The sequence below is a fragment of the Rhizobium esperanzae genome, assembly GCF_014197615.1.
Classification (GTDB): Bacteria; Pseudomonadota; Alphaproteobacteria; order Rhizobiales; family Rhizobiaceae; genus Rhizobium; species Rhizobium esperanzae_A.
Map to the genome: position 1 here is coordinate 157942 of NZ_JACIFY010000011.1, position 13639 is coordinate 171580.

Consider the following 13639-nt stretch of genomic DNA (forward strand, 5'->3'; position numbering starts at 1 on the left):
TTCCGTTTTGAAACCTGTTACAGCAATACACCAAAAGTCGGCTGCCTCGACATCCATTCATTGGTTTTCCGGCGTTCACCGCGCCAGCTCCTTCAATCCCAAGCGGATCAGCTTGGCGCTGTCGGCGCCGTCACCGGCCGTTTTCATCGCCGCGGCAACGGCATTTGCCGCCTGATCTCTGCTATAGCCGAGGTTGGTCAGCGCGGACACCGCATCGGCAACCGGTGCGGCGGCGACACCTTCGCCGAGTTCCTGTTTAAGAGCGATATTGATCGCCTCGCCGGCATAGGCCGGTACGCGGTTCTTGAGTTCGGTCACGAGACGCATCGCCACTTTCGGGCCGACGCCCGGCGCGCGGGAGACGGCGGTGCGGTCCTGCAGAGCGATCGCATTGGCGAGTTCGCCCGGCGTCAATGTCGAGAGAACGGCAAGCGCCACCTTGGCGCCGACGCCCTGGACGCTCTGCAGCAGGTTGAACCATTCCCGCTCCAGGGCGGTCATGAAGCCGAAGAGCTTCAACTGATCCTCGCGCACATACGTCTCGATGAACAGCACGCAGGCCTCGCCGGCCGAGCCGAGCTTGGACAGGGTGCGGGCCGAGCAATGGGCGACGTAGCAGACGCCGTGCACATCGACGAGCACATAGTCTTCGCCGATTTCGTCTATGGTGCCTTTCAGCTTGCCGATCATGGGGTGCGGTCTCTCAAGGGTGCGTTTCGGGAGAAATAATGTCCAATTCGGGGAAATAAGAGCGGTAGTGCGCGCCATCGCGCGTCAGAAGGCGATGCGATCGAACAAGGGCGTGCGCACCGATGAAAAAATCCGGCAGAGTACGCTCGCGCAGGCCGCCGCTCCTCCGGTACTGCGCATGTGCCATGCCGGCCCGGTAAGCGGCGGAAAACGGCAGGGCCTCGCGGACCAGGTTTAATCGCGACAGCAGAAATGCAAGGGTTTCCTCGCGCGGGGTCATGCTTGCCAGCTCTGCCCAAACAACCGGTGTCATGACGAATTGCGAATCTGGACGCAATGCGCTCAATGCACGCGCGGACCATTCCCTAGAAGGATTGTCCGGCCCGAAGATATCGATGAAAATGTTCGTATCAACGAGGACCGAGGTCATCACGTGGTCCTCTCAACCATTCCATGAATTCGTCGGTTGTCATGCCGCCGGTGTCGAGGGTCCCGCTCATACTGCCGAGCCAGGATTCAAAATCGTCCTGCGACGGCTCTATCCTGCTGGATAGGACAACCAAGCGGGCACCCTTTTCATCGGCAACGAAATCCACCTCGGATCCCGGCCCGATCTTCAAGCGGTCCCGGATGTCCTTGGGAATCGTCACCTGGCCTTTTTCCGTCACGCGCATGGTAATACCTCTCAGGTATTACTTATCATCGAATGGGAACAAGTCAAGAACAGACTAGCCGGCCAGCGCCTGTCGCATCCGGTTGCTGCCGCGATTGTGTGCGTGGCAGATGGCGATCGCCAGAGCGTCGGCGGCGTCGTCGCCCTTGAATTCGACTTTCGGCATCAGGATCTTCAACATCATGTGGATCTGATGTTTTTCGCCGTGGCCGACGCCGATGACCGCCTTTTTCACGGCGTTGGGGGCATATTCGGAGACCGGCAGCCCGGCGCGCGCCGGCACCAGCATGGCAATGCCGCGAGCCTGGCCAAGCTTCAGGGTCGCCACCGCATCCTTGTTGACGAAGGTCTGTTCGACGGCGGCTTCATCCGGCTTATAGCTGTGGACGACCTCCGCCAGGCCGTCATGCAGCTGGCAGAGGCGGGAGGCGAGGTCCATGTCGCCATCTGACGTCACCGTGCCGGAAGCCACGAATTTCAGGGAATTGCCCAATGTGTCGATGATTCCCCAGCCGGTGCGGCGAAGTCCGGGATCGATGCCGACGATGCGAATCGTATTTTGCATGGTTCAACCTATAGCGATTGCGAAATAACTGCCATCGATATGTGAACAAAACAAAAACACTCGTGGTTTTAGGCCGCGCTATTTACCGCGAATTAAAACAGATGCCTGAATTCTAGTCATCAAATACGAGAGGGGCGTCTTTTCGCGAAGATTCAAGCTCCCGATGTTCTGTTTACAGGTCAGTCGATCAGGCATGCGCTGGGTGCCGAGGCTGCCGGGCGCGTTCAAAAGGGGTTCGTCGTACATGGCACAGAGATTTCAATCCCTGTCCTTCAAGGTCATTGCCACATTCATTCTGATGACCGTGCTGTCGATCGCGGTGATCGACGTGCTTGCCTATTTCGCCAGCAGCCGGATCTCCGACGAGCAGGCGCTGAAGGCCAAGGAAAGTGTGCTGATCTTTCGCGGCGACATGCTGCAGGACCAGCTGACACAGCTTGAAAACCAGGCGAATTCCATCGCGCGCATCGAGGCGCTGCAGATGTCGATCACCAGCTTGAAGAGCGGCTGGAAGACCATCCAGAAGACTTCAGGCGATGCCCGCGGCGAGCTGAAGAAGGTTTTCATTACGGGCAATCCAAACCCGGCCGACCAGCGCGAGAAGCTGATGAAACCCGAAGGGCCGAGCGGTTTCTATTATTCGAACCATGAGCAGACACAGGGCGAAGTTGCCCGCGACCTCGAAGACACAGCCTTCAGCGATCTGTTGATTGCCGATCTCGACGGTACGGTCCTCTACTCCTACAAGAAGCAGGACGACTTCGCCGAGAACCTGAAGTCGGACGCCTGGAAGGCGACCGGCGCCGGCATCGCTTTCGCCAAGGCAATCGAGAACACTGCCAAGGCGACCGATGACGCCGCGCCGACAGGCTTTTCCGGCCTGCGTGTCGATGCCGCCAGCGGCAAGTCGGCGATCTTCTATGCCGTGCCGATCGTCAAGCTCGGGGCGGCCAAGGGCATCTTTCTATTCAAGGTGCGCGACGACATTGTCACCGGTATCCTTGGCAAGGGCATCGTTCAGGGCAGTACGGCGCGGGCGGCGATCGTCTCCGCCGACGGCTCGGCCGTCGGTCTCGACCAGAGCGGCAAGCTTGCGACGCTCGATGCGGCTCCCTTCACCTTCATCAAGGACGCGCTTGCCAGTTCGGCGATGACGGTTGCCGATTTCGACAGGGCGGACGGGCCGGCCCGCGCCTATGTCCGCGGCATCGACTATCGCGGCGACCGCTTCCTCGCGGTCGAGAGCGTGCTGCTTGGCGAACTCAATGCCGGCTCGATCGAGATCGCCACTTTGCTGACGATGATCGGCATCGGCGTGCTCGTCGTCATGGCGGTCGCGACCGGTCTCGTCACCAATTTCCTGTTTTCACCGCTTGCGCGGCTTGCCGGCGTCACCCGTGATGTTGCCGACGGCAAGCTTGATAGCGAGATCGGCAGTCTGAACCGCAAGGACGAGATCGGCACGATGGCGAATGCGCTTGCCCGCTTCCGCCAGTCGCTGATCGAAAGCCGCGAACTCGAAGCGGTCAGCGAAGAGACGCGTCTGCAGGCCGAGCAGGACCGCCAGCAGAATCTGGCCGAGCGCGAGGCCGAGGCGAAGACGCTGCAGCAGGTGGTCGAGGCGATCGATGAGGGCCTGCATCATCTTGCCAGCGGCGATCTCGCCTATCAGATCGCTACCCGCTTCCCGAACGAACTCGAAAGCCTGCGCATCAATTTCAACGAAGCGCTCGCGACGTTGAGCGAAACCATGACCGCAATCGGCGGCAACTCGATGGCGGTGCGCGCCGGCTCCGAGGAGATGCGCACCGGCGCCGATGAGCTTGCCGGGCGCACCGAGCGCCAGGCCGGCTCGATCACCGAGACGGCGAATGCGATCAGCGCCATCACCCAGTCCGTCCGCCAGCAGATCGAGCGGGCCGAACAGGCCGAGCGCATCGCCCGCGATGCCAAGAAGGAGACGACCGGCTCCGGCCAGATTATGCGCGAGACGATCGCAGCGATGGAGGCGATCCAGACCTCTTCGCGCCAGATCAACACGATCATCTCGGTCATCGACGACATCGCTTTCCAGACCAATCTCCTGGCGCTCAATGCCGGCGTCGAGGCGGCGCGCGCCGGTGAATCCGGCAAGGGCTTCGCCGTCGTCGCCATGGAAGTGCGCGAACTCGCTCAGCGCTCGTCGAGTGCGGCCAAGGAAATCTCCAGCCTGCTGCAGAAATCGACGCATGAGGTCGAAAGCGGCGTGGCGCTTGTGGAAAAGGCCGGCGTTGCGCTGACCGGTATCGGCGCCCATGTCGAAGCGATCAACGGACAGATCAACGAGATCATGGGTGCGACCCGCGAGGAGGCCAATACGCTGCGCGAGATCAACAGCGCCGTCGCCGAACTCGACGCGATGACGCAGCAGAACGCCTCGATGGTCGAGGAAACGACGGAGGCGATCCACCGGCTGGCGACGGAAGCGCTGGAAATGGACCGCCAGCTCGGCAATTTCACCCTGCCCCAGGGCTTGCACCAACCGAGCGCCGAGGTGCATGTGCTGCGCCGTCATCGGTAAGCCGTAGTTTTCGACTGCTGAAAAGGGTCGCGCTCGCGCGGCCCTTTTGTTGCGTGCATGGTTTGGAATGGCAAGGTCGGCAACCTACATAGACGGCATCCGTCAACTGCCCGGCAGGTTCCCCATGGTTCCCTTCTCCATACTCGACCTTTCCCCCGTTGCCGAAGGCAGCAGTGTCCGCCAGTCGCTCGAGAGTTCGGCACGGATGGCTCGCAAGGCCGAGGAGTTCGGTTACAAGCGTTTCTGGCTCGCCGAGCATCACGGCATGCCGGGCATTGCCAGTGCTGCCACATCAGTGGTGATCGGTCATGTCGGGGCCGCGACAACACGCATCCGCGTCGGCTCCGGCGGCATCATGCTGCCCAACCATTCGCCGCTCGTCATCGCCGAGCAGTTCGGCACGCTGGAGGCGCTCTTCCCCGGCCGTGTCGATCTCGGCCTCGGGCGGGCTCCGGGAACCGATATGCGCACCGCGCAGGCGCTGCGGCGCAACCTCGAGGCCGGCGCCAACAGCTTCCCCAACGATGTGGTCGAACTGCAGCAACTGCTCGGTACGCCGGTCGAGAACCAGGCGATCCTCGCGGTTCCCGGCAATGGCTCGCATATTCCGATCTGGCTGCTCGGCTCCAGCCTCTACAGCGCCCAGCTTGCCGCCATGCTCGGGCTTCCCTATGCCTTCGCCTCGCATTTCGCGCCCGACATGTTGCTCGACGCGATTGCGATCTACCGCGACCGTTTTCAGCCTTCGGCAATGCTCGACAAGCCCTATGTGATGGTCGGCGTCATGGGCGCGGTGGCGGCGACGGATGAGGAGGCGCGCTACCATTTCACCTCGGCTGAACAGCAGTTCGTCAATCTGCGCCGGAATGTCCGCGGCCCGTTCCCACGCCCGGTGGCCGATATGGAAAATTTCTGGTCGCCCATGGAGAAGATGAACGTCGAGCATACGCTGCGCTACGCCGTGGTGGGGTCGCCGAAGACGGCGGAGGCGAAACTGACGGAGTTTCTCAACGAAACGCAGGCCGACGAGGTGATCATCTCCATGCCGATCCACGACATCGAGGCGCGGCTGAGGTCGGTGGAACTGTTTGCGGCGCTTGGGAACTTCATGCGAGCCGCGGCCTAAGTTTTCCAAGCTGTCGTCAGAGACAGAAAACCCGGCGCCAAGGCCGGGTTCGGTTTGTTGACAACGTCTCCGTCGTCATGCTCGGCCTTGTGCCGAGCATCTAACCACGGCAATTGCTTGACAGGAAAATATTTCTTTTCAGAGACTTAATGGGGCCGGTGCAGATCCTCGGCACAAGGCCGAGGATGACGTCGCGGGTTGTACTCAGGCGGAGAGCTTCGCCAGAACTTCTTCCGAAACCTCGAAGTTGGAATAGACGTTCTGCACGTCGTCATCATCTTCCAGGCTGTCGATGAGCTTCATCAGCGACTGAGCCTTTTCCTCGTCCACCGGCACGTTGTTCTGGGCGCGCCAGACGGCTTTGACGGTTTCGGCTTCGCCGAGGCTGGCTTCCAGCGCCTTCGACACTTCGCCGAGAGCCTCAAAACCGCAGGTGATGTAGTGGCCGTCTTCATCGGTCTCGACGTCGTCGGCGCCGGCTTCGATCGCGGCTTCCATCACCTTGTCGGCATCGCCGACGGAAAGCTTGTAGGTGATTTCGCCGACATGGTCGAAGGAGAAGGAAACGGAACCGGTTTCGCCAAGCGCTCCGCCGGCCTTGGTGAAGATCGAGCGGACGTTGGAAGCGGTGCGGTTGCGGTTGTCGGTCAGAGCCTCGACGATGATCGCCGTGCCGCCCGGGCCATATCCCTCGTAGCGGACTTCATCGTAGTTTTCGCCGTCGGCGCCGGCTGCCTTCTTGATGGCGCGGTCGATGTTGTCCTTCGGCATGGACTGGGCCTTGGCGTTCTGGATCGCCAGGCGAAGGCGGGCATTCATCGTCGGGTCGGGCAGGCCGGCCTTGGCGGCAACGGTGATTTCGCGCGCAAGCTTGGAGAACATTTTCGACCGCACGGCATCCTGACGGCCCTTGCGGTGCATGATGTTTTTAAACTGTGAATGGCCAGCCATGGCACCCCTGTTCACGTCTCATTGTTCGGAATGGGCCGCCTTATAAGAGCGAAACGGCACCCGTTCAAGGAAAAAGCAGTTGGAACAAAGGTGAGGGGATGACGTTTCAAGAACTCTATCCAACGGAAAGGAACGGTCATGGCAAGTCTCAGCGATGCGCAGGAACAGCCAGCACGTCAGCTCTGGGATCAGGTCAACGATGTTCATGCCGGCATGCTCGGAATTTCCGGGCTTGATATGCACATGCAGCCGATGGCGCCGCATGCCGATCCCACCACCAACACGATCTGGTTCTATACCAAGATCGATGCCGATATCGTGCGGGCCATAAAGCCCGGCAGCCGAGCGCATTTCTGCGTTATCGGCAAGGATCACGATTATCACGCCTGCCTTGCCGGTGTAATCGAAGTGCGTCCTGACCCTGCCAAGATCGAGGAGTATTGGAGTTCGATCGTCGCGGCCTGGTATGACGGCGGCAAGAAGGATCCCAAGCTTACCATGCTTGCCCTTCATGTCGACGATGCCGAGATCTGGGTTTCAACAGGCAGCAAGCTGAAATTCGGCTGGGAGATCGCCAAGGCCAATCTCGACGACGACAAGATGCCGGATGTCGGCATCAAGCGTCACCTGCGGTTCGCCTGACGCGCAAGGGCTGGAAAAGCCGCCGGCCTTTTTACTGCACACCCTTCATGACATAGATCAGCGGCTTTTTCGGCAGCGTGCGCATGGAGACGGTGATGCTGTCGTCGGGCGCATTGGCGATGTCGAAATCCTTGCCGAACATCGAGACGAAGGCCTCGACCGGTGGGCCGCGCCGGTGCATCGGCAGAATCAGCGACGAGCGTAGCCGCTTGATGGCGCGGCTCATGCTGTCGGCGCCCATGGTCAGGCCGCCGTCCACCGGGACCATGACGACGTCGAGGCGGCCGATCTCGATGTAATGGGCGTCTGTCAGCTCATAGTGCAGGTGGCCGAGATGGCCGATGCAGAGACCGGCGATTTCGAAAATGAAGATGGAATTGCCGTTCTCCTGCGAGCCGCCAAGGCCGTAGCTGAAGCGGATATCCGTCGGGACATTGCGAATATAGGCATCGCCGATGACGAGTTTGATCTCGGCCTTTGCGCCCGGAATATCGCTCCAGCCATGCAGCACATGTTTGATGTCGGGATCGGGCGTCAAGGTGAAATGGGTCGTGTGCGCCTTGTTCATGGTCACGACATCGGGCATCGTCGCCGGCCTGTACCAGCCGTTATAGTCTGTCGCGATGACGATGCCGCCAGGGGTTTCGATCTCGAAGGTGGAATGGCCGAGGAAGGTCAATTTGACGTCTTCGCCCTCGGAAACGGCAGGCGTCAACGATGCCGCGCCGGAAAAGCTTGCGAAGGTCGCCTTGGGCGTATTCTGCGCGATTGCCTGGCACTGGCTGACGGGCGCTCGCTGTTGCTCTGCTCCGGCGGAAGCTGGCGCGGCGAAGGCCGCAAGGCATGCGATAGCGAGAACAAGATATTGCGGCGTCATGCCACCCTCCGGCGCTCCATCACTTTGGATTGGCGGCGGGAGGATGCGGCATGAGGTCGCAGCGGTCCAGACCAGGGATGCTCACATTTGCGTGTTGCGGAAAGGCTCTACCGCCAGAACTCCGGCACCGTTTCGGCGAGCCGCGGTCCCAGCCGAAGCGGCGCGATCTTTTCGGCCAATCCGGTTCTGTCGGAAATCTCCACGCCGACGCCGCAGATCGTCGCGGGGCCGTTCGCCGCTTCCATGCGGCCCTTCGGCATTTTGGAGATGAAGCGGTTCAGCGGCTCTTCCTTATCCATGCCGAGCGAAGAATCATAATCGCCGCACATGCCGGCATCCGACAGATAGGCGGTGCCGCTGTTCAGGATCTGCGCATCGGCCGTCGGCACATGCGTGTGGGTGCCGACGACGAAACTGGCGCGGCCGTCGACGAAATGGCCGAAGCATTGCTTCTCGCTAGTCGCCTCCGCGTGGAAATCGAAGATGATCGCATCGGCCTGCTCCTTGAGCGGGCAGGCGGCGAGGATGACTTCCGCCGATTTGAAGGGATCGTCGAGTTCCGGATGCATGAAGACCCGGCCCATGACGTTGGCAACGAGCACGCGCGCGCCGTTCCTAGCATAGAAAAGACCGGAGCCGCGGCCGGGCGTGCCTTGCGGATAGTTGGCCGGCCGGAGGAATTGATCGTGGCGCCCGGCAAAGGCGACGGCTTCCTTCTGGTCCCAGACGTGATTGCCTGTCGTCACCACATCGGCGCCGGCATTGATCGTTTCCAGAAAGATGTCTTCGGTGATGCCGAAGCCGCCGGCGGCATTCTCGCCGTTGACGACGACGAAATCGAGCTTGAGGTCGGAGATCAGGCCGGGAAGGCGGTCCCAGACCGCCGTGCGTCCCGTCTTGCCGACCATGTCACCCAGAAAAAGCAGCCGCATTCCCTATCCAATCCAAGAGGCAAAAAAGCGAAGGCCGCTTTCTGTCAGGATGGCATCCAGGCTTATGTCGTGCGGCTCATCGGGCACATGTGCCACTTCCTGGCAGTCGAATGCAATGCCGATCAGCTTCGGATGCAGGCCTTTTTGCCTTAGCCGGCTGATGGCGCGGTCGTAATAGCCGGCGCCATAGCCGATGCGATGGCCTCTGGCATCGAAGGCCGAAAGCGGCACCAGCAAGATCTCCGGGTCGAGAATGGCGGCATCCGCTCCGGGACCCACGGTACCGAAGCCGGTCTCGATGAGTGGCGCGCCTTCCGCCAATTCGCGAAAGACGATCGTCTGCTTGTCGAGGATCGCCGGCACGCAGAGCCGCGCGCCGCGCGCGGCAAACCGCGTCATCAGCGGCCTGAGATCGGCCTCCGAACGGATCGGCAGGAAGCCGGAGACGATCGTGCCTGGCGCAAAGCCGACGGCCTCGCCCGCATGATCGGCCATTGCCATGCTTTTGGCCGCTCGTTTCTCGGGGGAAATGGCGTCGCGAGCGGACAGCCGTTCATTGCGCAACTGCGCTTTCAATTCTCTAGCGGTCATTCGATCTGCCGGATATCAGAAAGGTCGAGCAAGCATAGACGGCTCAGTGTTCGATGCAATGCCGGCTGCGACAGCACCGCGCCCACTTCGCGCCGTGGCGGGTGTCCAACGATCATTGCCGGTACGGCACAGATGCTGCAGATTGCGGCTGCGCAACGGCCAGCCGTTGCATTGTTTCCTCGAACAGAGGAGTCCCGCCCGGCGCCCAGCCGAGCGCGCCGATTTTCGCCGTGCTCATTGCAGCGAGCGCTGCCTTGTCGGCGGGGGCGGGCAGCGAATGCCGACAGCCCGTCTGGCGGCGGATGGGTGAAAGGATATCGCACGTGTCGACTGCGATGTCCGAGACGTTGAAAATCTCGCCGGAGATGCGGTTGCTTTCCGTCTCCAGCATCAGCCGTACCGCCCGCCCGAGGTCGCGGCCGTGAACTTCCGTTCCCGCACGTGAGGCAACCGGCCGGCCGGCGAGATAATCGGCGATCAGGCCGTCCCATTTGTTCGGGAAGAAATCGCCATAGATGCCGGTCGCCCTCAGGCTCACGCCGGCAAAACCCGGCGTGGAGAGGTGGGCAAGCGCTCGCTCGGCATCGAGCTTGACCTGGCCGTAGAGCGTTTCGGGCTTGGCAAGCATCGTCTCCGTCAGCTCGCTTCCCCCGGCATGTTCGCCGTAGGCGGCGCGGCTGGACAGGAAGACGCAGCGGCGTGTGCCGGCGCGTTTGGCGGCCTCGAAAAGCCGGACGGTGCCGTCGAGATTCAGTCTGTGGAAGGTTTTCGGATCGTCGCCCTCGCCGCCGCGATACTTGCCTGGAACATGGCTGAAGGCGGCGTGGACGAAAAAATAGGCGTCGTCGAAAATGTCGATCTGATCCTTGTCGGGATCAAGCGAAAGGGCTGCAAACTCGACCGGGCGGGAAAAGAGGCGCGGATGCGGCGCACGGCGTCCGCCGACGATCACCTGATAGCCGGCAGTCAGCAGCTCTTCGACGATATGCCGTCCGACGAGACCCGTTCCGCCAGATACCAGTACCTTCATGCTGCCCCTTCCGGATTGTCCAGCGCCGCGATCTCGGGCAGATTGCCGCCATCATGGAAACGGTGCCACAGATCGATCAACGGTTGTAGCCGCGCCGCCTTGGGATGATTCTTTTCCCAGGGTTTTTCATACTGGTAGTGCAGGATCGAAATGCTCTTCCAGTCCCAAAGCTCCGGCATGGTGAACCATACATATTGCAGCATGTTGAAATAAACCGGCAGGCCGTGCCAATCCGGGAAGAACGTCTCGAGAAAGGTCTGATCGGTGCGGCGCCAGAAGACATCCGGCCTGTCGAGCCTTTCGAGCATGTGCCGGAATGTGTCATGCGAGGGCGCGGCGACGAAGACGCCGGAATTCATGCGGCGAAAGTCGGCGAGGCTTTCATAGACATTGGGAGCTGCGGAAAATTCCGGATAGAGGAACAGCCTGTCGATGTTTTTCAGCACGAGGGCATCGGCGTCGATGAAGACGCAGCGCTCGTATTCGACGAGCTGCCACAGCCTGAGTTTGCAGAAATTGTCGAGCGGTGAATGGAAATCGGGCTTGCGACCCTTGGTGAAGGGGGCAGCGGAATGGAGCTGACCGCGGGCGTGGCGCTCGTTGAAGGCATCGGAAAGCGGCAGGTGCTCGACTTCGATCAGGCGGCAGCCGAGGGACTTGAGCGGGGCGAGGGCGGCCGCATCGACGCCACCGGTGTGGAGGATGACGATATCGGTGGTGCCGGTGCGGCGCAGGGAGAGGGCGAGGGCGGTGGCGCCCATGGCATAGTCGGCATTGGTGACGAGGGTGACGTAGGCGAAGGGCGGCGAGTGGTTCATCGGGTTCGACTGCTCCGATAAATCTTGCTCTGGCGAAGGACGCGCGGCAAGGCGCTGCTACACGTCTCTTCTCCCCAGCGGGGAGAAGGTGCCGGCAGGCGGTTGAGGGGGTGAGCGACGACAGAAGCGAATGCGTTGAGCGCGAGCGAAAGGCAATGAAGGCCGTGCCGTGTGGCCCCCTCATCCGACCCTGCGGGCCACCTTCTCCCCGCTGGGGAGAAGAGGAAGCAAGCCGCGATCCTCCTTCTTTGGCGAGGCCAAACTGGATGCCGGCCCTTGATTGAAGTGACGTTACGAGGGTGAGTTTGTAGGTCAGTCGCTGGCACTCCGGCGTTCGTCATCTCAGCGCTCACGACACCGACTTCAACCGTTTACCCTCCGGATCGTGATTGATCGTCGCGGCGATATCCTTGGTCCAGGCGGAGACGGCCGGCACGCGTGCGCGGTCGACGCGATAGGCGAATTTCTTTGCGACGTCGACGATCTCGCCGAGCAGGCCGGCTTCCAGCGTGATCGGTTCGAGGCCGAGATTGCGGAATTTTTCGTTGCGGACGATCAGCTCGTTCTCGGCGGCTTCCTTGCGCGGATTGGGCAGCCAGGCGATCTTGGCGCCGCTGATCCTTGCGATCATCTCGGCAAGATCGCGCACCCGGTGGGTTTCCGTCATCTGGTTGAAGATCTCGACGCGGGCGCCGCGGGCCGGCGGGTTTTTCAGCGCCAGCTCGATGCAGCGCACCGAATCCTGGATATGGATGAAGGCGCGGGTCTGGCCGCCGGTGCCATGCACCGTCAGCGGATAGCCGATCGCCGCCTGGATGAGGAAGCGGTTCAGCACTGTGCCGTAATCGCCGTCGTAATCGAAACGGTTGATGAGCTGCGCGTGGCGGCGCGTCTGCTCGGTATGCGTGCCCCAGACGATGCCCTGGTGCAGGTCGGTGATCCTCAATCCGTCGTTCTTGGCGTAGAACTGGAAGAGAAGCTGATCCAGGCACTTGGTCATGTGGTAGATCGAGCCGGGATTGGAGGGATAGAGGATCTCCTGGCTGACCGTCTCTCCGGCTGGAGTTTCGATGCCGACCGGCAGGTAGCCTTCGGGGATGGCGGCGCCGACTGTCGAATAGCCGTAGACGCCCATGGTGCCGAGATGGATGAGATGGGCGTCGAGATTGAGCTCGGTCAGCGCGTTCAGCAGGTTGTGCGTGGCACTGACATTGTTGTTGACGGTGTAGTTCTTGTGGCGGTCGCTCTTCATCGAATAGGGCGCGGCCCGCTGTTCGGCGAAATGGATGATCGCATCCGGGCGGTGTTCGGAAAGCCAATTCTTCAGGAGTTCGTAGTCTCTGGCGAGATCGATCAGATTGAAGTGGATGCGGCGTCCGGTTTCGGCATGCCAGATGCGGGTGCGCTCCTGGATCGAATCCATTGGCGTCAGCGATTGAACGCCAAGTTCGGTGTCGATCCAGCGACGCGACAGATTGTCCAGGATATGGACGTCGTGACCGGCATCGGAGAGATGCAGCGAGGTGGGCCAACCAATGAAACCGTCTCCGCCCATAACCGCAATCTTCATCGCATCGTCTCCTGATCGGTTCGTTCGTTATCGGGAATAATTAGAAATTATGACAATCATTCAATGCCTGCCGGCGGGGCATTCAATGCTTGCCTGCCGCGAAGCGTTGCGCCAAAGAGGGCGCTCAAGTTTGGAGAAAATTATGACGGAACGCCCTTTTTCCATTTCGGGAGAGCTGACGGAGGCGGGGCATCGCCTCGTCCAGCGGGTCTATTATGAAGACACGGATTTCTCGGGCCTAGTTTATCACGCCCGCTACCTGCATTTCCTGGAGCGCGGCCGAACCGATTATCTGCGCTGTCTCGGCGTCGAGCAGCGTGAGCTGGTCAGCGCCGACGAGGAAGGCCTCGTCTTCGTCGTCCATCGCATGGAGATCGACTTCAAGAGCCCGGCGCGCATGGACGACGTGCTGACGATCCTGACGCATACGGAAAAAGCCGGCGGCGCCAAGATGGTGCTCAACCAGCAGATCCGTTCGGGCGAGACGCTGCTGATCGCCGCCAAGGTGATCATCGCCGTCATCAACGCCAGGGGGCGGCCGCGGCGGCTGCCGGAAACGCTGGCGGCGAAATTCCTGGAGGGCAGCACGCCGCTATAGCGGCGAATTACCCGGA

At 61.2% G+C, this 13639-nt stretch carries 15 protein-coding genes; 4 read left to right on the plus strand and 11 right to left on the minus strand.

What is annotated here, in order from left to right:
- Window positions 1–75: 75 nt before the first annotated feature.
- Genes ruvA through ruvC form a run of 4 tightly spaced genes read right to left on the minus strand, consistent with a single transcriptional unit; the run spans window position 76 to window position 1928 of the window.
- On the minus strand, window positions 76–690 hold the full coding sequence (ruvA, locus tag GGD57_RS16520) for a Holliday junction branch migration protein RuvA (RefSeq protein ID WP_184471426.1): 615 nt from the start codon (window positions 688–690) through the stop codon (window positions 76–78).
- A gap of 13 nt (window positions 691–703) precedes the next feature.
- Window positions 704–1120: a type II toxin-antitoxin system VapC family toxin gene (locus GGD57_RS16525; RefSeq protein ID WP_184471427.1), complete on the minus strand. Its 417-nt coding sequence runs from the start codon at window positions 1118–1120 to the stop codon at window positions 704–706.
- Window positions 1101–1364 (minus strand): AbrB/MazE/SpoVT family DNA-binding domain-containing protein, encoded by a 264-nt coding sequence (locus GGD57_RS16530; protein ID WP_126907440.1) that lies wholly within the window; start codon window positions 1362–1364, stop codon window positions 1101–1103. The genes GGD57_RS16525 and GGD57_RS16530 overlap by 20 nt, the downstream gene beginning before the upstream one ends.
- A 54-nt stretch (window positions 1365–1418) precedes the next feature.
- Complete coding sequence (ruvC, locus tag GGD57_RS16535; RefSeq protein WP_184471428.1) at window positions 1419–1928, minus strand: crossover junction endodeoxyribonuclease RuvC; 510 nt, start codon at window positions 1926–1928, stop codon at window positions 1419–1421.
- Between the two features lie 244 nt (window positions 1929–2172).
- On the opposite strand from ruvC, the gene GGD57_RS16540 reads away from it, so the two are divergent.
- Together GGD57_RS16540 and GGD57_RS16545 are read left to right on the plus strand one after the other, a co-directional pair.
- Entirely contained in the window at window positions 2173–4488 is a 2316-nt protein-coding gene (locus GGD57_RS16540) for a methyl-accepting chemotaxis protein (protein ID WP_184471429.1), read from the plus strand.
- Between the two features lie 124 nt (window positions 4489–4612).
- Window positions 4613–5614 carry an LLM class flavin-dependent oxidoreductase gene (locus GGD57_RS16545; RefSeq protein ID WP_184471482.1) on the plus strand — a complete coding sequence of 334 codons (1002 nt, stop codon included), beginning with the start codon at window positions 4613–4615 and terminating at the stop codon, window positions 5612–5614.
- A gap of 204 nt (window positions 5615–5818) precedes the next feature.
- Here the strand turns inward: GGD57_RS16545 and GGD57_RS16550 are convergent, their stop codons facing one another.
- A complete protein-coding gene (locus tag GGD57_RS16550; RefSeq protein WP_097615004.1) occupies window positions 5819–6565 on the minus strand; it encodes a YebC/PmpR family DNA-binding transcriptional regulator in 747 nt (248 codons plus the stop codon).
- 138 nt (window positions 6566–6703) lie between these two features.
- Here GGD57_RS16550 and GGD57_RS16555 point away from each other — a divergent pair, with 138 nt between their 5' ends.
- Window positions 6704–7207, plus strand: coding sequence for a pyridoxamine 5'-phosphate oxidase family protein (locus GGD57_RS16555; protein ID WP_184471430.1), 504 nt, complete (start codon window positions 6704–6706; stop codon window positions 7205–7207).
- Window positions 7208–7238: 31 nt separating this feature from the next.
- Here GGD57_RS16555 and GGD57_RS16560 read toward each other — a convergent pair whose 3' ends face one another.
- The 6 genes from GGD57_RS16560 to GGD57_RS16585 all read right to left on the minus strand — a co-directional run bounded on the left by GGD57_RS16560 (window position 7239) and on the right by GGD57_RS16585 (window position 13025).
- Window positions 7239–8084, minus strand: coding sequence for an MBL fold metallo-hydrolase (locus GGD57_RS16560; RefSeq protein ID WP_184471431.1), 846 nt, complete (start codon window positions 8082–8084; stop codon window positions 7239–7241).
- A 107-nt stretch (window positions 8085–8191) separates the two neighbouring features.
- Complete coding sequence (locus GGD57_RS16565) at window positions 8192–9016, minus strand: TIGR00282 family metallophosphoesterase (RefSeq protein ID WP_184471432.1); 825 nt, start codon at window positions 9014–9016, stop codon at window positions 8192–8194.
- A 3-nt stretch (window positions 9017–9019) separates the two neighbouring features.
- The gene (locus GGD57_RS16570) at window positions 9020–9607 is read right to left on the minus strand and encodes a 5-formyltetrahydrofolate cyclo-ligase (protein WP_184471433.1); all 588 of its coding nucleotides are present in this window, start codon (window positions 9605–9607) and stop codon (window positions 9020–9022) included.
- 112 nt (window positions 9608–9719) lie between these two features.
- Window positions 9720–10637, minus strand: coding sequence for an NAD-dependent epimerase/dehydratase family protein (locus GGD57_RS16575; RefSeq protein WP_184471434.1), 918 nt, complete (start codon window positions 10635–10637; stop codon window positions 9720–9722).
- A complete protein-coding gene (locus tag GGD57_RS16580; protein ID WP_184471435.1) occupies window positions 10634–11455 on the minus strand; it encodes a glycosyltransferase in 822 nt (273 codons plus the stop codon). The genes GGD57_RS16575 and GGD57_RS16580 overlap by 4 nt, the downstream gene beginning before the upstream one ends.
- Before the next feature lie 349 nt (window positions 11456–11804).
- Window positions 11805–13025, minus strand: a complete 1221-nt coding sequence (locus GGD57_RS16585; protein ID WP_184471436.1) for an NAD-dependent epimerase/dehydratase family protein — start codon at window positions 13023–13025, stop codon at window positions 11805–11807.
- Window positions 13026–13167: 142 nt separating this feature from the next.
- Here GGD57_RS16585 and ybgC point away from each other — a divergent pair, with 142 nt between their 5' ends.
- Window positions 13168–13623, plus strand: coding sequence for a tol-pal system-associated acyl-CoA thioesterase (gene ybgC, locus GGD57_RS16590; RefSeq protein WP_012485098.1), 456 nt, complete (start codon window positions 13168–13170; stop codon window positions 13621–13623).
- Window positions 13624–13639 lie beyond the last annotated feature (16 nt).

What these genes read in the sequence shown, in the direction of transcription:
- GGD57_RS16560 (WP_184471431.1), bottom strand. Translation starts at nt 8,084, where the DNA reads ATGACGCCGCAATATCTTGTTCTCGCTATCGCATGCCTTGCGGCCTTC.
- GGD57_RS16540 (WP_184471429.1), top strand. Translation starts at nt 2,173, where the DNA reads ATGGCACAGAGATTTCAATCCCTGTCCTTCAAGGTCATTGCCACATTC.
- GGD57_RS16565 (WP_184471432.1), bottom strand. Translation starts at nt 9,016, where the DNA reads ATGCGGCTGCTTTTTCTGGGTGACATGGTCGGCAAGACGGGACGCACG.
- GGD57_RS16580 (WP_184471435.1), bottom strand. Translation starts at nt 11,455, where the DNA reads ATGAACCACTCGCCGCCCTTCGCCTACGTCACCCTCGTCACCAATGCC.
- GGD57_RS16555 (WP_184471430.1), top strand. Translation starts at nt 6,704, where the DNA reads ATGGCAAGTCTCAGCGATGCGCAGGAACAGCCAGCACGTCAGCTCTGG.
- GGD57_RS16545 (WP_184471482.1), top strand. Translation starts at nt 4,613, where the DNA reads ATGGTTCCCTTCTCCATACTCGACCTTTCCCCCGTTGCCGAAGGCAGC.
- GGD57_RS16585 (WP_184471436.1), bottom strand. Translation starts at nt 13,025, where the DNA reads ATGAAGATTGCGGTTATGGGCGGAGACGGTTTCATTGGTTGGCCCACC.
- GGD57_RS16570 (WP_184471433.1), bottom strand. Translation starts at nt 9,607, where the DNA reads ATGACCGCTAGAGAATTGAAAGCGCAGTTGCGCAATGAACGGCTGTCC.
- GGD57_RS16575 (WP_184471434.1), bottom strand. Translation starts at nt 10,637, where the DNA reads ATGAAGGTACTGGTATCTGGCGGAACGGGTCTCGTCGGACGGCATATC.
- ruvC (WP_184471428.1), bottom strand. Translation starts at nt 1,928, where the DNA reads ATGCAAAATACGATTCGCATCGTCGGCATCGATCCCGGACTTCGCCGC.
- GGD57_RS16525 (WP_184471427.1), bottom strand. Translation starts at nt 1,120, where the DNA reads ATGACCTCGGTCCTCGTTGATACGAACATTTTCATCGATATCTTCGGG.
- ruvA (WP_184471426.1), bottom strand. Translation starts at nt 690, where the DNA reads ATGATCGGCAAGCTGAAAGGCACCATAGACGAAATCGGCGAAGACTAT.
- GGD57_RS16550 (WP_097615004.1), bottom strand. Translation starts at nt 6,565, where the DNA reads ATGGCTGGCCATTCACAGTTTAAAAACATCATGCACCGCAAGGGCCGT.
- ybgC (WP_012485098.1), top strand. Translation starts at nt 13,168, where the DNA reads ATGACGGAACGCCCTTTTTCCATTTCGGGAGAGCTGACGGAGGCGGGG.
- GGD57_RS16530 (WP_126907440.1), bottom strand. Translation starts at nt 1,364, where the DNA reads ATGCGCGTGACGGAAAAAGGCCAGGTGACGATTCCCAAGGACATCCGG.